20 protein-coding genes are annotated in these 20,146 nt (G+C 38.0%); 9 read left to right on the top strand and 11 right to left on the bottom strand.

From position 1 onward, the window contains the following. Nucleotides 1–208 precede the first annotated feature (208 nt). Nucleotides 209–688, bottom strand: a complete 480-nt coding sequence (locus DYY65_RS05055) for a ferritin-like domain-containing protein (RefSeq protein ID WP_162476895.1) — start codon at nucleotides 686–688, stop codon at nucleotides 209–211. A gap of 1,250 nt (nucleotides 689–1,938) precedes the next feature. Between DYY65_RS05055 and DYY65_RS05050 the strand changes: the two genes are divergently transcribed. The 4 genes from DYY65_RS05050 to DYY65_RS05035 all read left to right on the top strand — a co-directional run bounded on the left by DYY65_RS05050 (nucleotide 1,939) and on the right by DYY65_RS05035 (nucleotide 3,776). Continuing rightward, nucleotides 1,939–2,622, top strand: coding sequence for a phosphoribosyltransferase (locus tag DYY65_RS05050; protein WP_162476894.1), 684 nt, complete (start codon nucleotides 1,939–1,941; stop codon nucleotides 2,620–2,622). Nucleotides 2,623–2,694: 72 nt separating this feature from the next. Continuing rightward, the gene (locus tag DYY65_RS05045; protein ID WP_162476893.1) at nucleotides 2,695–2,880 is read left to right on the top strand and encodes a hypothetical protein; all 186 of its coding nucleotides are present in this window, start codon (nucleotides 2,695–2,697) and stop codon (nucleotides 2,878–2,880) included. A gap of 13 nt (nucleotides 2,881–2,893) precedes the next feature. Beyond that, on the top strand, nucleotides 2,894–3,355 hold the full coding sequence (locus DYY65_RS05040; protein WP_162476892.1) for an NAD(P)-dependent oxidoreductase: 462 nt from the start codon (nucleotides 2,894–2,896) through the stop codon (nucleotides 3,353–3,355). A 67-nt stretch (nucleotides 3,356–3,422) separates the two neighbouring features. Beyond that, on the top strand, nucleotides 3,423–3,776 hold the full coding sequence (locus DYY65_RS05035; protein ID WP_162476891.1) for an NAD-binding protein: 354 nt from the start codon (nucleotides 3,423–3,425) through the stop codon (nucleotides 3,774–3,776). Nucleotides 3,777–5,602: 1,826 nt separating this feature from the next. On the opposite strand, the gene DYY65_RS05030 is transcribed toward DYY65_RS05035, so the two are convergent. Then, nucleotides 5,603–6,487 carry a DMT family transporter gene (locus DYY65_RS05030; RefSeq protein WP_162476890.1) on the bottom strand — a complete coding sequence of 295 codons (885 nt, stop codon included), beginning with the start codon at nucleotides 6,485–6,487 and terminating at the stop codon, nucleotides 5,603–5,605. Nucleotides 6,488–6,704: 217 nt separating this feature from the next. After that, on the bottom strand, nucleotides 6,705–7,796 hold the full coding sequence (locus DYY65_RS05025; RefSeq protein WP_162476889.1) for a hypothetical protein: 1,092 nt from the start codon (nucleotides 7,794–7,796) through the stop codon (nucleotides 6,705–6,707). A gap of 172 nt (nucleotides 7,797–7,968) precedes the next feature. Here DYY65_RS05025 and DYY65_RS05020 point away from each other — a divergent pair, with 172 nt between their 5' ends. Together DYY65_RS05020 and DYY65_RS05015 are read left to right on the top strand one after the other, a co-directional pair. Further along, nucleotides 7,969–8,202: a nickel-binding protein gene (locus DYY65_RS05020; protein ID WP_370519298.1), complete on the top strand. Its 234-nt coding sequence runs from the start codon at nucleotides 7,969–7,971 to the stop codon at nucleotides 8,200–8,202. A gap of 557 nt (nucleotides 8,203–8,759) precedes the next feature. Beyond that, nucleotides 8,760–9,038, top strand: coding sequence for a DUF4443 domain-containing protein (locus DYY65_RS05015; protein ID WP_162476887.1), 279 nt, complete (start codon nucleotides 8,760–8,762; stop codon nucleotides 9,036–9,038). 51 nt (nucleotides 9,039–9,089) lie between these two features. On the opposite strand, the gene DYY65_RS05010 is transcribed toward DYY65_RS05015, so the two are convergent. Together DYY65_RS05010 and DYY65_RS05005 are read right to left on the bottom strand one after the other, a co-directional pair. Then, nucleotides 9,090–9,611, bottom strand: coding sequence for a hypothetical protein (locus DYY65_RS05010; RefSeq protein WP_162476886.1), 522 nt, complete (start codon nucleotides 9,609–9,611; stop codon nucleotides 9,090–9,092). Nucleotides 9,612–10,378: 767 nt separating this feature from the next. Further along, nucleotides 10,379–10,624 (bottom strand): winged helix-turn-helix domain-containing protein, encoded by a 246-nt coding sequence (locus DYY65_RS05005; protein WP_162476885.1) that lies wholly within the window; start codon nucleotides 10,622–10,624, stop codon nucleotides 10,379–10,381. Between the two features lie 197 nt (nucleotides 10,625–10,821). Here DYY65_RS05005 and DYY65_RS05000 point away from each other — a divergent pair, with 197 nt between their 5' ends. Further along, on the top strand, nucleotides 10,822–11,085 hold the full coding sequence (locus DYY65_RS05000; RefSeq protein ID WP_162476884.1) for a winged helix-turn-helix domain-containing protein: 264 nt from the start codon (nucleotides 10,822–10,824) through the stop codon (nucleotides 11,083–11,085). Between the two features lie 217 nt (nucleotides 11,086–11,302). On the opposite strand, the gene DYY65_RS04995 is transcribed toward DYY65_RS05000, so the two are convergent. The 4 genes from DYY65_RS04995 to DYY65_RS04980 form a co-directional block, all read right to left on the bottom strand. Next, nucleotides 11,303–11,641: a hypothetical protein gene (locus tag DYY65_RS04995; RefSeq protein WP_162476883.1), complete on the bottom strand. Its 339-nt coding sequence runs from the start codon at nucleotides 11,639–11,641 to the stop codon at nucleotides 11,303–11,305. 526 nt (nucleotides 11,642–12,167) lie between these two features. Beyond that, the gene (locus tag DYY65_RS04990; protein WP_162476882.1) at nucleotides 12,168–12,482 is read right to left on the bottom strand and encodes a DUF3303 family protein; all 315 of its coding nucleotides are present in this window, start codon (nucleotides 12,480–12,482) and stop codon (nucleotides 12,168–12,170) included. A 1,220-nt stretch (nucleotides 12,483–13,702) separates the two neighbouring features. Beyond that, nucleotides 13,703–14,443, bottom strand: a complete 741-nt coding sequence (locus DYY65_RS04985; protein WP_162476881.1) for a class I SAM-dependent methyltransferase — start codon at nucleotides 14,441–14,443, stop codon at nucleotides 13,703–13,705. 417 nt (nucleotides 14,444–14,860) lie between these two features. Next, nucleotides 14,861–15,706, bottom strand: coding sequence for a hypothetical protein (locus tag DYY65_RS04980; protein WP_162476880.1), 846 nt, complete (start codon nucleotides 15,704–15,706; stop codon nucleotides 14,861–14,863). 673 nt (nucleotides 15,707–16,379) lie between these two features. On the opposite strand from DYY65_RS04980, the gene DYY65_RS04975 reads away from it, so the two are divergent. After that, nucleotides 16,380–17,561, top strand: a complete 1,182-nt coding sequence (locus DYY65_RS04975; RefSeq protein WP_236561677.1) for a hypothetical protein — start codon at nucleotides 16,380–16,382, stop codon at nucleotides 17,559–17,561. A gap of 810 nt (nucleotides 17,562–18,371) precedes the next feature. Further along, nucleotides 18,372–18,683 carry a hypothetical protein gene (locus tag DYY65_RS04970; protein WP_162476878.1) on the top strand — a complete coding sequence of 104 codons (312 nt, stop codon included), beginning with the start codon at nucleotides 18,372–18,374 and terminating at the stop codon, nucleotides 18,681–18,683. Between the two features lie 222 nt (nucleotides 18,684–18,905). On the opposite strand, the gene DYY65_RS04965 is transcribed toward DYY65_RS04970, so the two are convergent. Both DYY65_RS04965 and DYY65_RS04960 read right to left on the bottom strand, forming a co-directional pair. Beyond that, nucleotides 18,906–19,187 (bottom strand): hypothetical protein, encoded by a 282-nt coding sequence (locus tag DYY65_RS04965; RefSeq protein WP_162476877.1) that lies wholly within the window; start codon nucleotides 19,185–19,187, stop codon nucleotides 18,906–18,908. A 132-nt stretch (nucleotides 19,188–19,319) separates the two neighbouring features. Continuing rightward, entirely contained in the window at nucleotides 19,320–19,844 is a 525-nt protein-coding gene (locus DYY65_RS04960) for a hypothetical protein (protein WP_162476876.1), read from the bottom strand. Nucleotides 19,845–20,146 lie beyond the last annotated feature (302 nt).

Raw genomic sequence — 20,146 nt, 5'->3', positions numbered from 1 at the left:
TTTCCTGTCTAACTTTATATTCGCTTTCGTAAAGTATTCCTACTGTGATTTACATATTGGGTGGGATAGGTAAATCGATTTGCGATTACTCGAATTCCCCTTTAGAAGGTCAATGTATGACATGAAAAAGTGATGTTGTGCAGCGAGAATTAGCCACTCACAAACATCTGAGGGTCTGTATTCATTGTCATCATTACGAATCTAATTGTCAGCCCAGCCCAGGTAAATAGCTCTCCCAATCTTCCTCATCCCCAACCTCATCGGTAAGTAAGTCTTCAAAGATTTCATGAGTAACTAAATCCTTCATATGATATTTCTTTGCTAGCCTATTGTACTTCTCGATTGCGCATCTTTCACCTTCTATTACTAGCTCTACTATCTTCTTAAGGTCAGAGCGGTCTTGTGGTGGTGGTGGTGTAAAGCCACATGTTGATACCTCAGTAACCTTTGTTGTTGGAGTTCCACCTAGCTGAATTATCCTGTCTCCAAGTTTTTTAGCATGGCCCAGCTCATCCAACGATTGTTGTTCAAGTTCTTTCTTTAGAGTTTCTGCGTTTATACCTTCAATCACCTGGGAGAATAGAAAATACTGAAAGTGAGCTAACCATTCATCTGCATAGGCAGAATTTAGATCATCGATGACTTCGTTTACGTCAATTTCAAGAATTTCTCTTCCTTTTTGTCCCATTCTAGACTGGTAATCGGAACTATCGTTTAAATCAGTTACTGTCTTATTGAGATGTTAGTACGAGCTTGTTCATTTTAAATGAACCTAAACTAATAAATGCGAAAAATAACTCGAAAGTTGAGATGAATTGAAACGATAAACTGCATTTATCTGGTAAGTACTCGTTAGGCTAAAATGCATCCGCCACCCCATAATTCGCCAAAAGCGACCAAGTTTTCAGTCTTGCTCGAAGCTAGCTGCGAAATAAAGGTTGGAATACAGATGACTCCAGTTAACCATAAATGCTCGGTTTTTACGCTCTTTATTTAAGCAATTAATGATAATCTATTACGATAACGATACTTAAGCCTGAACCCTAATGCTCGATTCTATCTATGTCTAATTCTCACTTAGAATCCTTCATTATAACTTGTAGGATTCCTCTGTATAATGTGTAAAACGGTAATATACTATTTATTCAATTAGGTGTGATTATCAAATCACTGATGATGTTGCTTGGTCGGAATGAGTCTGAGTTTCTTTTATGGATTAAGATATTAATTAAGTATACATATACCGAATAGTTTGAACATCCCAGAAAATATAACCTTTAATTTCTTTTTTGTACAACTGAAGTTTATGCGCAAAGAAGATAATAGTTTCAACGTCATCGAACAGGGAGATAAACTGTTTTTTGTAAGCATGAAGCTAATTCCGAGGAGGTAAAAGGACTGGAAGATGCACCGAGCTTTTATATGGTCATATTTCCAGAGCATCCCCAAAGAGAAAAAATTGCCTCTGAAAATGACTTTAGGTCATTATTGCTGGGACCAAACTATAGGTGTGGTGGAAGTCAACTCCAATTGAAATGAGCTGGACTATGAACATTATTACAATGTCCGATCCTGAATGCACGTGCCTGGAATTATTGCCTCTCGGATATCTCACTGATACGAGAGCGAGCATGGGAGTTGGACTAGCAGCACTAGCAGGTGATGTAAAGTGCTAATTGGAAGAGCACGATGGTTTTACAGAACTTTATACACCTTACAAATTCCTAAGTTCCTGTACCGATTTGGAAGATTATATTACAATCCTCCCCATTGACCTTCAACGAATAAGAACATATTGCGAATGACAGGTGCGATCACTTGGTAAAAATTGAACAACAAAACGGACATTTGGCTGAAGATTTCATGCTAAACCTAATAGGGCGCTGCAAAAAGGATGAAGAGAGAAGAGATATATCAAGCCAGCAAACTTTTTGAAAAATGCAGTCAGTGATATTTCGTGATAGAATCGATGCAGCAGACAGACTAGTTGAAAAGCTATTACATTTTCTACAAGAAAAAGACCAAACATCTTCTACTTCCGTAACTGTGCTTGCTATTCCACGTGGAGGAGTAGTTATTGGAGATATTGTTGCAACTAAACTTGATGCGAAGCTTGACATCATAGTCTCTAGAAAAATAGGAGCGCCATCCAATGAAGAGTTCGCTATCGGCGCTGTTATGCCAGACGGCACGTACCTGTTAGATAATGAAGCCGTGCGACCTCTTAACGTTCCTCATAGTTATATTGAAAACCAAGTAAATTTGAAAGTTAAGGAAATAGAATATAGACTAATGAGATATAGAGGAAGCAAGCAATATGAGACCCAATTAAAAGGAAAAAGGATTTTATTGGTTGACGATGGCATCGCAACGGGTGCAACAATACTATCAGCGGCACAATGGCTAAAGACAAAACAGAATTGTCAGGAATTAATTATAGCAGTACCTGTTGGACCCCAGGATACAGTCACCAAAATTGAACGATTACTAGTACAAAATGACGTGATAGTTCTTCATTGTCCAGAACCGTTCATCGCAGTTGGTCGGTTTTATGAAAATTTTGACCAAGTTAGCGATGAAAAAGTAGTAGAGATAATGAAAAGACACGGGTATAAAATTTAAAGTCGAGCTACGATGATGCATACGTGCCTATATACATTCATACTAGCTAAGGTATCTGTAATGGTACATAGAATGGACCACAGACTACCGATTAGCAAAACACGATTATACATACTAGATGGCGGGCAGATCAAACCTACCCTAAACGTGAGCCATGTTGTTGTATCCTTTACGAGCGATAATGATGGACCAATTTACGAAGAATTGAAAGGTCAAAGAACAATAGAGCTGTTGGGTAGGACACATCCACAGAATTGAGAAGTGACAAACGATGGCAACAGAAATAGAACCTACTCAGAAAATCGGAATTATTGGCTTGGGACGAATGGGGACTGCCATGGCAAAAAATGTTCTCAAATCTGGTTTCAAGGTCACTGTCTTTAATAGGAGTGAAAGTAAGGCTACGCCTCTGGTAGAACTAGGAGCAATAAAGGCAAAAACGCCTAAAGAGGTAGCATTGAATTCAGATATAGTTGTGAGCAGTTTGAGAGACAACAATGCGGTGCTTGAAGTTATAAGTGGCAAAGATGGCATACTTGCAGGGCTTCAACCAAACAAAGTTCACGTAGGAACATCGACCATTTCTCCGTCACTGTCTAATCAATTAGCCGGGATGCATGAACATGAAAAGCATAGTTCCTTGTATTTAGCGGCTCCCGTATTAGGCAACCCAATAGCTGCTCAAGAAGCTAAGCTCACTACGTTCGTTGCGGGAGATTTGGCGAAAGTGTGAAATATTATTTAAGAGCTATTCACAAAAGATCATCAATATCGGGACGGAACACGCAAAAGCTAATAGATTGAAGCTTGCTACAAACTATGTTCTGGTCATACTACTAGAACTGATAGGACAGGTATACGCATTGGCTGAAAAAGGCGGCTTAGATTTGCAACTTATGAATGAGTTGATAGATATAATATTTGGCTATCCTGGACTAAAACAGTACTCTGAACGGATAAGAAATTTAGACTTTGATAATGTTGGGTTTGATCTTTCAAGTGCATTTAAAGATCTCCTGCTCATACTTGAAACATCAACAGAAATGCGTTCACCACTTCCATTTGCCAGCACTGTCAACGAAAAGTATATAGCAGCGCTAGCAAACAATCTCGGAAAAAAAGATTGGATTGCTACCTACAAGATCACTAGTTAAAGCAACAAAATTGCCATCGGTAGAGAACCTTGGTCAACGGAAGGATCGACAAGTTAGAACCTGCGACTGTAATTTCATGGAATGATTTTAATACATACTAATCCAGTCATTATTATTAATTAATCCGTCGCAATTTGAGATGAGACGGCTAAATGAAACTAGTATTCCTGTATGGTTCATTTTAACACCTATATTTGATCAAGGTTTATCCAGTTGATCAACTTTCTCTGCTGTTCTTTAGAAAGTAATTTCTATACATTTATTCCTCTCCAAGTAGTAGGATATGTAGTAAACAATCTCCTACCAGGGAAATGGTGTTGTTACCGCTTATTAATACGATAGTATGCAAACTAAAGCTGTCTTAATTTACAAACAAAACTGGATTAGATTGTGATAGATCTTACATATCACAATCGGGAGCACATGAGCTGCTATAATTCTTGAGGTTCGAATATTGATATCGCCTAATTGGAGCAGATCTCGGTTCGTCTTTCATGATTTGTCATTTTCTTTTTTTAGGTACGATAGAGCCTTCATCTTTAAGAAGGATGATCTTAGTTCCGTATCCTAAATCACATTGGACAAGTAATAGAGATCTTCCTTCTCAACGTCATTAATAGATATGGAAGGAGTGTCTCTAATAAACCAGGGAGGAACAGTTAGCTAAAGCGATTATTGTAAAATGTTTACTCAGTGCAGTCATATAAAACTTGCAAAAGCAATCACAGATTAGTGCACATGACTGTTAAATTTAGCATTTAATTTTGGAGCGTTATAATTAATGATTTATCTATCTACTCATTCAAAGGTCGGCACGGATTAAACACCTAGCACAGCCTTACCTACAATCTGAACTGAGGTAAATCTGGTATACCTCTGCCTTTTGCAACAGAATATCATGAGCCTGGACTCTTCGCGACTGCCTCTCCGTCTTTGTTTCCATTTAAAGAATTTGTACGGTTTGATGTTATTCTAGAACCAAAGGCTGTTTATTACATGATATTAGTATATAACGTCATTCATTGCTAGTATTAATTTACATGCCAAAATACTATAAGAAAATATGGTATTAAAGACATTAAAACAATTTATTCATGAGGACTAGACTACATATGGAAGTGGAACTCTACTTTTGAAGTTAACGATATTTGTAATATTTGCGATTATTACGATTATAAGTACCATCGGCTTCCAGCAAGTAAAAGCAGACTACGAAAACGGAAATGAGAAGAGTTCTTGTAACGATCAGCATTCAGATCTTGTCAAATGCCCGCAAAGGGATTCGACTCCTTTTATACTCCCTTTTCCTTAAAAGAATTCTTCGTACTCATCCTAAATCACTTACTACTAACTGACATTAGGTGACAGTTAGCGCATGTGTTTTTGAAGGTCAAGGTGAATGTATTGGGAGTCTTTGGAGCAATTAGCCGAAACTAAAGAGTATAATCAGCATTATGAGGTGGCAGATAACTTAAATTCTCCTATAGGTCTATAAAAGATGGAAGACCTTGCAATCATCATTACCAATACATTCTACTATCTAGGCCTTCAATAGCATGTATTTTGAATCCTGTGGCTCTAAATCGAGCAGAGATCGGTATACCAATGGGCGACACTGTGTCGTTGACGTGTTATTTTACGAGGTAAATGTAATAGTGCAATTTTCTTCGGCTAGTGAGTGGTTGTTCCAAGTTATCCTTGACGGACTTCAAATTGGCTCCTCTAACCCTACAGGCATTTCAATTTTAACAAATAACGGTCCAGGTCGGCAAACTGCGTTTGGCAGAGCTGGTATCTAATCATTGGACATTCGCAAAATAGATTTGTCATTCGCGATGAATCAAATAGATTCCCAAAATCCCTAATATTCCCCCTGCCGCGGCCATAAAGATATTTTGCGGTAGATTACTCTCAATTCCTATTCCCCTTAGTACAACTTGAATAAGTAACGTGAACAAGATATTGGAGGAGGCTATAGTGGATGTCAATGATGCGCCAATTCTATTCAGCCCTACGACATAAAGTAGCGCGGCGGTCATTGGTAGCAAAGAAAAAAATGTAAGGTACATAAATGCTTGCCCTGCGGGAAGTGATGATGGATTAGACATAATGAACATGATTACCAAAACCAAACCAGAAATTAGAAGTGATGCACCAGTAACCTCGCTAGGTGTATGCTTTTTCACTAGGTCAGCCATTACAATGACACCGAATGCAAAGGCAAAAGCCGATAATATTGCTTCAAGGTCGCCGTAAGTTATCTGTGGAAATAACACACTCAAATCCGATGAACCGCTTTGAACAGTGGCAAAGAAACCTAACAATGCAATGCAGATCCCCGCTAGCTGAATTCTCTTGAGTTTCTCCTTAAGTATCAACCAGGCAAGGACCAATACGACAACCGTTTCCAGGGGTCCGGCTAGAAGTCCCTCTTTAGAAGCCCCGACCCTAGCCACGGAATCATACCAGAGATATACTGCCATGGCCAAAGATACAGAACCAGCTAAGAGTAACTTCCAAGAATAAAAGACTGTCATTTGTTGTGAACGAAGTATCATGGTGAATAGTAAGACAACTCCTGCGATGGGAATGCCAATAGCCGCCACTAACATTGGTGAGATACCAGGAATTCTTGTTAGAAATTCAACAGTTATCGATTCAGATGAGAGTGTAATAGCTTGAAGGAAAACAATCCATGACTTCCTAATCAAATGCAAACATAATACTCGCTGCCACCGTAAAAATACCTTCAGTCACAAGTCCAAAAGAATAAACTTTGACTAAATCTCTTCCATTAAATTTTATATATCAAAATTTTATAATATTCAAATCAATTGTCTTCTCATGACAACAATTGGCATGACGTCGAAGATAGAAATCATTGAAATTACTATTTTACAGAGAAATGTCTAAACAGGAAAACTAGGACTATTCAGGCATTTTGTGAATTTTCTCTTTTTGTTCAGATGCCCATCTACGAACATAGGTTTCGTCTTTAAGATCAAATCCTTTAAACATTTGGAAATAAGCATGTTTTATCTTATTCTGCTTTTCTAATTCAGATTGAATCCAAAGTGTTTCGAAAATAGATATACAGGAAGAGACTGTTAATTCACTATTTGAATAGATAGCTGCACCTGACGCCTCTTCGAGAGTTTTTTTGGTGTCATCCTTTATTTCTATGGCTACCGAAGTTGATTGATCTACGACAATTGTTACTATTTTTTTCTGCATAGGCTTTGAAAGATATTGGATCTGTACCTTTTTACGACTCTCTTTAATTCCTTGCTGAATCGAGTCATCTATGGTACGATCAGATGCTTGTATAAGAACCTTGATATTGACATCACTTGGTACGTGCTGTAACAGGTTGAGCATGCCACTATACATAGCCCGGTAAAATGAATTAGTAGTCGAAAATAATAAAAGTAATTCCTCTTTGGCAGACATTATCTGGTTGTTTACTATATTTCTTATCTCTGCAGGGTCATTAATTGTGTCTGCAAAATCAGTTCTTATCCCTCTTTCAATTTCCTTGATTTTTTCTTTGACTGTAACTGCATTATTGCAAAGGTTGTCAAATAGACATTGCTGGATGTTTACAAATGCCTTGTTATTAGTATGAAACAATCTGTGTTCATACTTTTGTATTGACATAGCATTTCCTTGGTCGACCAAAAAATAACAAAGGTAATCGTTTCCATCGATTATCTGAAATGTTCCTTTGGCCATCTCATTATGGAAGACATCTCCCAATTTTGTCATCTGTTTACATGACGAGATCGTCCCTTCCTTCACTTTAGTAACGAATCTAACTCTGCTGCCTCTGTTCTTGAGAGCTTTGATTGCATCCCACAGTTTTTCATTTTCAATTATTAATGTAACCTCATCTTGATCAATGCAACAATCAAATGATTCTCTACTATTCGAGATTATTCGTAGTAATACGTTTGCTATGTCTTCGTTAGCATACTGTATTTCTATCTGTGCTGGAGTCCAGCGCTGCTGCAAAGTGGTCATTATATTATCACTAACGTTTGATATTTAGATTGCGTTTAAACGTCTCCAAAAGCTCGGCTAATACTTGTGTAAACTACGTACTTTGCGTTGTTAGCTTGAGTTTAGTAACAAAAAAAGCTTGACCTTATGCAAATATTTAAAAGCATGATATTATTTAATCAGTTAGTTGCCAGTGTTCTTAGACGTTCACAAGGTACCTTTTAGCGAAGAGAATCTTAAGGAGTTGTGTTTCGCCCCTGCAGACGAATTCGGCGTAAGTCATGTAAACTTAATGTATAATAAGGAGGCCAATGTTTGCTTTTGCCTGTTAGATGCTCCCGATGTCACCGCTGTAGAGAATCATCATGACAAAGCTGGAGTAAAGTGTGAATGGATAACTGAGGTCAAGTTAGCAAAGCATACTTAACCTTTTATCAGCTCAATAGAAGCATATAGAATATTTCTTAGGGCCCTTAAGCTGCAGCACTGCCAGCGAGTCCCTAATTTCGCTGCCAATATCTATCCTCATATGAATAGAGTATAGAAATGATTGGTAGCTGTAACCGAGTGACTTCCATGATGTCATCAACTAGGATTGTTGGAAGCGTGGAGATTTTGGTATCTGAAAGCTTAGAGAAGGCAGGCAAATAGTAATACGCTCATCTTCAACTAACATGTCGGGATATGGAATGGGACAATGCTAAGAATGCTTTAAAAATACCTCAGTCCCTTTCTTGTTTGAGAAAGACATTAAACATCCTTTAACATAAATTAATATGTTCAGCACATGATATTATGACTAAGGAATATGCATACTTATGTTGAGGTTCTTTTGGTTCTTTCTAGAAGATTTGCTCCCAGTAGGCTTCTATCTTACGGTGTGACGTATCACACGTGTTCAAAGCTCCACGAATGATTGATGATAGAAGATATGTCAGTCGAGTATGACTTAGCACGGACTTTAATCTTGTAGATGGTACTATTATGACTATAATAGAACATGTGACGATGCAGGAATTGATTGATACAAATAATATAGGAACCAAATTGTCAGCTATGGGTGTAGCCTTATTTGCTCACCCGCATTTGTCTCTTCTAGACGAACGCATCATTCCAAAGTGCCCCGTAGCTTTAGGCAAATTTGATTATGCAGTGCTCTTAAAATATCTAACTCGTACTATAGATTCAGGTATAGAACAGAGAGATGCTGCAGTAAAAATTGGTGCTTCAGGCGCAATGAAAATCCAACACATCCCGCGATAATCAGTTATAGCTAATTTCTATAAATCGACATATCTTGCAAATACAGTTAGGTCAAAGAAAGCCGTGAGAGGCGTAAACCATTAGGCCAATTGTAATGGTCAGAAAAATGAAAAGGAGTCGCGGCCTCGTACGTTTGGATATTGACCTTCTTTGACCGGTCCCTACAATTGGGAGGGTCGGTTTCTTAAATGGTCCAGGAGATGTAGGCCTTACTAGTACAGATGTTGACGGCAGGGATATTTTATTGTTTTTTGGCAACATGATATAAAGATATACTACCGAACTCAGAATTGCTCCGGCCAATATAGTAAAGCCCCAACTAGATCCTAATAGTCTCTCAGTGGTAACTCTTGTGTTTATGAAAAGCAATGAAATTCCGGACGCCATAGCAATGGTAGCAGTGAATTTCATAAACTTCTGAACTCTTGGAAATAAAGGAGAATAGTGGCCATCTTTGTTAGCTGGAAATATTATAATAAACATAAAGAACATGATTCCCCACCACAAGACAGAGAAAGAAAAGTGAATGTATCTTATTGCCAAGTCTTCAACTGCTTCCGCTGTGACTATCAAGATTGCAACTCCTAGAAATTACTGAGCTTGAGTAACATCCTAATCAAGAAATTAAGGCTATTCTGCAATTTTGCGTCTTTATTAATTCTAATAACTACGATTTATGTATATGCTTTGGTTCTGGCATGCACGTAATTTTGAGCGATAGTGGTTTTCAATTTGTATTTATTGGAATATGCAACAACGATAGGCTTGGTTTTTTGGGCTGGGCGATGATAATTTACCAGTTTGCCTGCTGAGGATATCATACTTACCAATGTTGGAACTGGAGTCGTCTTGATTTGGTTATCTCTATATGAACTTATAATGCATACGAGAAGCTACATCCTTCGAAACTAGCAAGGCCCATCAATCGAAATAACAGGAACCGTTAACCGAAGCGAAAAGGATATTCAATTTCTTGCTAGTACACTCCTAGAGGCAAGTTTATCTTCGGTACACGTTACTGTAATAACTGCACACTGAATCACAAGTATACTCGTGCCAGACATAATGACTTGAAGAACTAAGAGGTAAGGGATACTCTTGCTCAAACAAGTATGACAGAAAAGTATATGACCCTTGAAGTTTTTACTGTAAAAGTTACATACTAAAAATTTATTGCGAGATTATAACATATATTCCGACCTAAAAATAATAGAGAACTTAAGTTGATTATACTATAATGAGTAATCTGACAAATTTATCTCACAGAAGTGTTTATTTTCCTTCAGCGCTAACTTCTGTTGGTCTCCGATAGGACTTCTGTATTTCACACAACATTGGAGTCACATCGGATATTTTTCTATTCTAACTTTTTCATATTTTTGAAGAAACGCACGTCCTTTTTCTGTAGTAGCGTAAATTGATTCAGACCTTTTCTCTAAAAGCCTCTCAGAGAGTATGTATGGAATGTACCTCGTTGATTGTATATAATTGAGATGTGCGCTCATCATTATCTTTGTTTTCGTCTCACCCGAAAGAGCCGCATCTAATATCTTCGCTATAATGTCGGCGCTGCTTCTGTATCTCAAACCATACTTTGGTTACAATATTCTGTATAAATCCTAGTGTATAATTTATCGAGCAAGTTGACAAAATTTATAGAACAATCTAGACCAATCTAAAATATATGCTTCGGATTAATAAAAGAGTATGATAGTGTGTGAAACAAGCTTCAGTACCAAAGCTTGGTTTCTCATAAATACCTAGTATAACTGATCTATATAAAATGAAATATAGAAGTAGGAGCGACATTATCGGGCTGCTTTTGGAAGCTGCTAACGGAGGAGGCGCCACGAAGACGAAAATGATGTACAAGGCATTTTTGTCATTCAATCAGTTGAGAGAATATTTGGCAGTTCTAGTTGAGAACGCTTTAATAGAATACGAAGGAAACCAAACCTATAGAACTACACAAAAGGGTCTCCGAGTACTACAGCTACAAAACAAGATCGAAGAATTAGCACCAATGAACTATATCGACGGGAGGTAGCAGAGCGTCCGATAGAAGACAGCAGAAGAGTCTTTTATTTCTTCTAGCTGGTGTTATAATTCAATGATTCCATATCCTAATTATCAATCCGGTTGTTTGTCATTTCTTTCTAGTGATCCATAGATTGTTCTCCGAGATACTTTTAGGGCAGGAAGCTGCAGGAAGCACTGCGAAGTATTTTAATCCATTCAACCGGTAACAGCTATTTCTACCTCGTCTATTCGATGGTCTTGTAGGCCATACCAATTTCGTGTTTGATAGATTCTAAGTCTCCTCCCGACCGTATCATGTGCTCTACTGTAGGTTCACTCCTACTTTTTCTTACTGCGATAACCAAGGAATCGTTTGCAGGCCGTATGTCTAGGAAGGTTCTGAATGTCAGCGATTTTGCATAGACTATCCTGTGAGGTCTGATTTGTTCGATTACAGTATTTCCTAACCCCAATACGTAGGTTCGTAGATCAAGCAATGCATTTCTTGCTACATCATTCAAGCCTCCTAGATGACTTTCAAATGTAATTGGCAATTTTTCAGAAGGATGACCAGATTTATCCACGATTCACAGATGACCGATTAACACTTTTATAGATTTTCAACCTGTAATCTGGGACAGTGGTTGATTGCTCTTTCGCAATTCCTAGTACCCCTTCTTTCTAATCTAAGGTTCATTCCAGCTGTGATTATGTCATCAATAAATCAGGAACAATCGAATCCCGTTTTGTATAGAGCGTGCCTATATGGTGCCGCAGAAAGCTTTATTGTTTTTAAATTTTTGCAGACAACTGCAAAGGTGAATGAGGTGTCTATGCTAAAACAAAACGCATTCACCGTGTCATTGGGCGCCTCTGATTGTGTTTGATCTTCATTCCGCTTAAAATTATTAGCCAAGAAACAAGCACACAGAAGTAATTTGATTAACTATGCACATTCAACTAACAATTCATATCAAATAGGTTTGCTATATCTTTACAGGTCGAAATCGTTCGATGCCTGTATCAAGTCGCCGAAGACTCTTGATTTTTTAAGTGTTACTTCAACGAGGAAATATATTCTTCGTCTAAAAATAGGTTACGTACTTTCCATTATGTTGTGCCCAAGCGTGCGCATGACTCGATGACATCTTCATACTTTATCAAAGGAACTATCTTTAAGGAGTTAAACTTCGCCCATCCTGATTCGATGGCGAAATTCTGTACAGTATGTCCATCCTCTGCATCTACGATCCACAAGAATGTATGTTCCAACCCAGAATGATATTGCTGCTGAATTTTAACTTTCATCTTTTCGGCCACATTTGCTAGTTGAGTATCCATTCTTACAACAAGCTCCCTATTTCCCAAATTGTTCAGCGGGCAACCCTCAGGAGAATGTTCCCCGAATAAGCCATATAATCCCATAAAAGGCAGATTGCTGTTCTAGCTAATAAAACTTGCATTTCACCTTGGCTCTCACAATTTCAAATCAGCAGAATTTTAATAATTTGTCTTGTGACTTATAGGTTAATAACTTGTTCATTAGCGCAAAACCGATAACGAAAGGAAATTGACTCATTAGAAGGACTGATCAGACTGATTGGCAGTCAGGACTAGCGAGGTTTTGTTTGCGAACCTTCTAATATTTTATGCATAAGCTGAATCACTATGATCTTCAAGGCTACCGCAGGCAATGACTGGAATAGGATCGATCTTGATTCGTCAAGTGTTCGCATCCTTGCTAATTACGTGTTATCGTAAGGTTTAAAGAGATATCAATAATTGATGTCTAGTAGTGACTAACGAGGCAGAAAATAAAGAAATTGAAGAAAAGGACGGTGATCTTGAAGACGAGGCTGAGGACGAATTAGAGCAAGAAGAAGATGAGGATATTAATTACGATGAGACGTGAGATAGCATCTTTGTATTCACTATAATATTGTTGCTGCCCAGTCCAAAATGCTTAGCAAGAATAAAGTGCACTTCTTTTCGATTAATGGTGGTAGGAATTCAACATTGATGTTCTCGATATGACTGTTCTATTCTATCCTAATCCGTGGTTGATGGTATTTCCGATTGTTGTACCCTTGCCCGTACTTTTTTTTCAGTAAAAAAGTCGATTATATTTACAATGGCTTTACTCCACAATCAGGTAGCGTTCATTGATCGATACTGACTCGCGACTTACCTAATTATATTAGAATAGATTATTGACCTGATGATAAAGTATTCTAAAAAGGGGACCGAAAATGGATTTAAGAAGGTCCCCCAAATCTTGATTCCGAATCGTTATCGTTAGAGCAAATTTTCAATATCGATTTGATAAGGACAATTTACTGGAGGCTACCTAATCTCTTAAAAAGTGATGACAAGTGCTAAGCAATGAGTAGAAGATCAAATCGGTCGCATCGTAGTCGCACCACGTAGAAGATCGCATATGGATGCCCATTGTGCTATTTTCAGTTATAATAGAAATGGTCCCGTTCACAAATCCTACAACAACTTAACTCAGCACCATCAGATGATATGAATGTTAATAATTATTCCGGGCACAACAGCATCTAATATTCAAATTTCTCGTATGACGAGCGAAAGAATAGCTACAATAAGTTGTCAGCTAATTCTGATATCAAAGGTTTTTACAATCACCGGTCTTTATGCCTTAAAAGCAGCATTTCGTTGCTACCTTTTTGGAATTCGAACTTCACAGGTACTATCTTACAGCTGGCGCCATGTTGGTCTAGAATGCTCAGCAGATCAGCCATTCGCTCATAAGGCTCTGAACCTGACTTTTGTAAAGGATAAATCCTGACCTCTTTAGAAGACACCCTAAGCAACTCGATTATTGAAGATGAAATGAACGAGAAATTAAATTTGTGACTGTATGTAAAAAGGAAGTGTCCGCTTAACACAAGATCAAAACTTCCATCTCCGAATGGCAGCTTCGGCAGCACCGCTTGGATATAGCGCTTCCTTTGCCTTGTCTCATCATAATCTAAAATGAATTTTTCTAATGCAAGGCTTCTATAGTTTCTGAGGTCTTCTAGAGAGGTATAAAAGTCCCAATTGTATAATTTTGTAGCATTTGATACCTTTTCAATAACATAATCAATATCTTCTTCCCCTAATTTTTGTAACACTTTGGTATCTTTGTCAAACAAGGGATCACAGCCAATAGCATTAATTCCATACCTATTACAGGCCTCTGCCACAAATGAAGAGGCACCGGTAGGACAATCTAATATTTTATAAGCCTTAAGGCCTTTAATATCATTTAAATGAAACATTTTGAGATATTCAAATAGAGTTCTACCATAAAATGCGACTCTGTTTAGTTGAAATCTTTTGACGTGAGCAAGTGAGCTATCGTGAGGTCTGCTATTCATAATTATTTATTCTCATAGTACTTGGTCAAGGGGTTTGAACATTAATTAATGTTGATAGGCTTTTACCCTTTCGCAATGTTGTGACACTTTGCTGCTCGATAATACTTTTCGTTATTCCGCATACGCGTTATGCGATACCCGAGTCTTTACACCAAAACGTTTTAATTGCTTTGCCTCTTTATTGAGTAGATGTTTTAACTTCAATAAGTTCGTAAGTGTGCATGAGCCAGCTTGTTTGAAACTCAATTCGATTCTTTTGGCTACGATTCGTATTTAATTGCATTAATCTGCATATCAATACAAGTCCTGGTTTTTGGGTCTAAGAGGTGCTTTATTTTTTAATTCAAGTCCTTCTTGTCCAAACGACTTATCAGCAATGCTCATCCCAAATGTAACAAGCCTTAGTATTATAGAAAGCTAAAGCACATCCTTCGTTTGAATCTTCTCGACAATTCTATTAACAAAGTGATCCATATATTCTCGTTTAATGACACCAGTAACGAACTCCGGTTTTCCTCCGCCTTTCCCCCATTCAGTCGATACTTCACTAAATATTTTGTAACAGTCAATGTTTCGCAGAGACCCGCTCCTAGCCAGTACGATGCTTGCCATAGAATCTGTCTCAACGCCTAAATTAGCTATCACAATAACTAAGTTATTTTCAGCGGCAGTCTTTCTGATTGCAAATTCCCTAATTTGCTGTTCTAATAAGCCGACAAAAGTACCACTAATCGTCCTAGGACCTGAATTGCTTGAAGACATAGGCTCTATGTTATCGAGGATTTGCTCACTCATGAGCCTCGCCTTTTCAAGGTACATGTCGTGTGTTTGTCTTAATCTTTTAACCGTTTTCTCTATTGTATTATAATTTCCACCGGTAACTTGACATAAATTCATCATTTTACGAGCGAGCTCCATAGATGTAAGTTTGGCAGAATCGGCTACTACAAAGTTTACTTCGAGTTCAAGTCCAGTTCTATTTATTCGTGTAACCAAGAATAAACCACATTCTCCCAGATTAGCAGCATGATCCATTATACACGCAGCAAAGTCATGATCTTTAATCTCTATAACTCTGACATGTTCGTTGATTCCGATCCGCTCCTCATTTGCACGAAGATCGGGAATAACTCTTCTGGCTTCAGCCAAGGATACGAAATTGTGGATAATAATATTTCTTCCTTGATTAATTAAAGAATTTACTTCGCTTTGTGCCGCCATCAATATATCTAAATCAAGATCAGTAGTTGCTATAACTATCAAATTGTTGTTATCATGATGTTCAACCTCTTCCAGTAAGCTTTTGAAGTGCTCCTATGAATGCGTGCTCCGCCGTGTGTGCCAGCTTGCTATGCGCCTTACTCACATATGATCGAGCTAAGTTATAGTCAAAATGTGAATTTATGTTTTCTGGGTTGCATCAACGGATTTAGAGTTCCTCACTAAAGTGAAATGCGTTCACGTATTTCGAGTTTAGTATTTACCGAATTGTATCTTATGGTCAATGCTGATTTAGAAGATCGAAGTTCTAATGAAAGCTGGATCTCTGCCAGGTCGAGCATTAGACGATTGTATGAATCCACAACCTGGTAAGACCTATGGCAGACAGGGTTACTCTTCAATAAGTTATTAAAAATGATTCGACTAGGACTTTTTATAAGCCTAAAATGGGTCGATTGATTGTAGTTGTTGATCTTCAATTGTCAGCAAATTTTAGACATGCCAACCTTGCACACATGTGATCAGTAGGAAAACAACGCACATTAATCATGAAGGTAAGATCGTTCCAACTTCCTGTTACCAAAGATAGGTGATTAAAACAGTCTATGAGTTTTACGCACAACACGGTTAGAATCTGTTCAATCTTTTTTTTGATAGCAACTTCTGTAGATAAATAGTAAACTAAAATAACAAGATATCAAAATTCGATATGGCTATGCCCACAGCCACCCAAATTAAAAAACGGCTAATGGCTAACTGGATCCACTTTCTTAGTACAAATTCTGCTGAGCTATCAAAGGAATCCCTTTCTGGTGCTACGCCACCAGCTGTGTTTGTCGGATCTTATGGTTATCCAAAGGTTAGGGTTGGCCCAATGGTACCTCCAATACATGGAGATACAACTGTATTTGACAAGCCAGAGTTGTGGATCGGTAAGGATATTGCTGAAATCGTGAATTATCGTAAGTCGCTAGTTATGGGCGTATCAAGGACCGATATCCATGATAAATCTAGCAGATACATAGGATCCCTACAGGAACTAGCTTTGACTAGACGATCTGTCGAAAGCGAAGCATTATTTGAGAATAAACCAATTCCTCACTTTGATGAACTAAACCTTGAACTAGATACTAATTTGGCACCTTTTGGGCCTGTCGCTCCTTTAAAATCCTTCAGAACAGCTTCATATCCAGTTGATCAAAGATTAGAAAGATCCTATTATGATAAGGATCTCAGTGCAGTTGACGGTATTGTCGATCTGTACCGCCAGGGCATAGAAGTCAGCACTATCTCTCGCATCGTGAGCTTGGGAATGTTAGGATTGGAAAAAAATAGAAAGTTGGTACCTACTAAATGGAGCATCTCTGCGACCGATGATGTCATATCATCTCATCTTATCAAGACTATTGAAACGTTTCCGAGAATCGATTCGTTTAGCGTCCATAAATTTAATCACTTCGGCAATTACTACTGTATTCTCCTTATTCCTGACGAACTGTGGAGTTTTGAAATGCAAGAAGCATGGTATGATAAGCATGGCAATGTAGGAATTGGCACCGATTTTGAGGATGCCAATGGCTTAGATCATTATCCTACGATCGCCGGTGCATATTTTGCAGGAAGACTAAGCGTAACAGAATTTCTTTTTAGCATCAGACATAAAGCTGCAGCAATGATTTTAAGAGAAATTCATCCCGAATACGTCATCCCGGTTGGAGTATGGCAGATCAGAGAAGGGATTAGGGGAGCTTTAAAAGAAAAAGCGAAGCTGTTTGACGAGTTCCAAGATGCCTTGTCATTCGCATGCAGTACTTTATCAATCTCCAAAAAAGAATGGCTAAGGAATAGTAAACTTTATGCTAATATGAAAAATCAGAGTAGAATCACAGATTTTTAAAGGTGTTCTTCAAATAGGCAAAGTGAATAGCTTAGCTGTTTGGAATTGATCGATCATGGCCACAAGTAAGTTATGGCATGTGTCAAGATATTTTTTCATAAGTTTTTTTCATAAGTTCAATCTACAGTAATCATAAAGGAATCGGCATAGAATAGGTTAAGCCATGGTTGATAAAAAGCGGAGCCAATAATGGCACAACATAATTTTAAGGATAATGCGGATAGCGGTAAACCATGTCAGTATCTCATATATCATATTAGAACGCCTCGTATATGTAGAGCACCTGTAATAGTATACCCTATGCAAGGATTATCTAATGTTGCGGATTGTCCATTATCATAATTCTCATCATTAAATATCATATCAATAATTTTTTGTGCAATTGATTCGGTCTAAGCATCCTGTTCTTGGACTTTGAATAGTAAATGAATACTAAGTCAGCATCTTGTAGCATTTTTGTATCCACTTCACCAAGACAAATTGCCATAACCCTTATGTTATAAATTCCTACCTCCCACGCTGGTTTCAATTAGTCCAATCATGCCAATTTGCTTGCACAATATACACTCTGGAAACCCTCATCTTCCTCCCAGCACCAGAACTAACATTGATTATTACCCCACTCTTTCGTTGTAATCGCCTGAAAAGCTTTTTCTGATTCTTAGCTAAATGGAGTGTTAGTTGAATATCACTAGATCGGCGCAATTTCACATTAAGTGTCAAGCATATCGGCAAGTACGGTTTACTTTTTATGGTCGTGTATAGATGCAAACACATTTTACTCAATAATGCATTAAAATGTAAATGGTTATGGTTACTGTCCGCACTTTACCCCCTATCGAATTTAATTTATGGTCGTATCACGTTGATATAACTGAGAGCGACGGAAGCGGATCCCATAGTAAACATAAGGTAAGCATGGAAAAAGATTACTATGAGAAAATTTCAGATGGAATGATAGGTCCAGAAGATTTCGTTAAAAAGTCATTCGAGTTCCTCTCAAAGAGGGAAGGGAAGGACTCCATCCTCAAGGAGTTTAACATCAATCAAATCAAAGAGTATTTTCCTGAGTATGAGGCTGAGATAAGAAAGTCGATCCTAGAACATACAGGCAACGTATAACGATAATTAAGAGTCTTCTACTAGAAACATCATTCTCGTTTGCTATCAATGTTGAGCTATAGTGTGCATAGCCATCAATATATCCTCGCTATTCTATTAAGCTGGCGTAATCTAATTACTATCGGGTTTATCTATTTGGATTCGGTGCCGAAATTTACTTTGCCATTTCTCTAAGCCATTGAGCGATCTCTCTATATGACTTCATTTGCTCCCAATCAAATCTCATAATACGTTCGAAGACATAGGCCGACAACATTTTGATTGGCTTCTACTCCTATAATGATTTCTTCTGTGATCAGCCCACCAGCTTTCATTTTCTTTTTGCTTGGCGCCATTCCAGCCCAAAACAGACTTAAGTAAGCCAGTTACACTTTGTTGGTTATATGGCTTAGCTTTTTTTTGTTCTGGCGTCATCTGCCGTCTCCACGAAATAGCAGCAAGTTTGGGTCCGGGATACTCTGCGGCCTTTTTGAATATCAGGTCTTCTTTGGTCAGTTTAATCATTTTGGGCCGGTTACCGATTCAATCCGATCAACATAATTACCAATCTATTAAAAGTCAAATGATACTAATAAGCATCTTAATACATAACAAATAAAAAAGAGATTTTTGGTTTACTAAAGTATCATTTCTAGTCTACGAGAGTAGTGTTGGTTGAGGCGAGACTACGAGACTAGTGCCACTTGTGTGATGTAGAGAGCTTGTGTGGTGGGTGGTATGATGTGAAGAGCTGCTGGTCGTACCGGTGCTGTGGTGATGGTGATGTGCACTGCCGCTTGTGCCAGTGTCAGTGCTCGTACTGTGGAGATGTCCGCTACTACTTGTGCCGGTGTCAGTACTAATGCTTGTCCCGTTATTGTCATTGAAGCTGGTGGCGGGGTTATTCAAAGCTGCTGAGTCAGCAGTCGTGCTACTGGTATGTGTATGGCTGTGGTGGTGTTTGGTTTTGGGGGGAGTATTTGTTGAGTCAGTGGTGCTGCTTATATGACTATGGTGGTGTTTGACTATGGCGAATGCAGCTGATGTTACTAGTGTAGATGCTGTTATAGCTACTACTGCTAAAACCATTCCAATAGTGAGCGCTTTTGTCATTTTCATTGAAGCAGCAACTCTAACATCATGTATACAGAGTGAGATATAATTAATTATAACTTTGGCCATAAGAAGTTATATTGCTAACTTATTAATTATTATTGAATTAAATATTGTGATATAAAGCATTATAGTGCAATGGAACTAGTTGTCTTTGTTGCGTCTTTAAAATTCTTCTTTGTCGAAGGCGGCTAACAATTTATAGTTGGGACGCAAACGGCAAAGAAAATTGGAATTAGATCAACACCCAAGATAACCATAGCTGGTATCTCGTTTGCAATTGTACTTTTTTCTTGCTTTATTATTCGCATGTGTTAATCCCGACCAGATGGCTTGAATTTGCATTAGCAATTACACTATATTTCTTTGCA

The sequence above is a fragment of the Nitrososphaera sp. AFS genome, assembly GCF_009898475.1.
In the GTDB taxonomy this organism is placed as follows: domain Archaea; phylum Thermoproteota; class Nitrososphaeria; order Nitrososphaerales; family Nitrososphaeraceae; genus Nitrosopolaris.
This window is presented reverse-complemented; position numbering and strand designations above follow the sequence as displayed.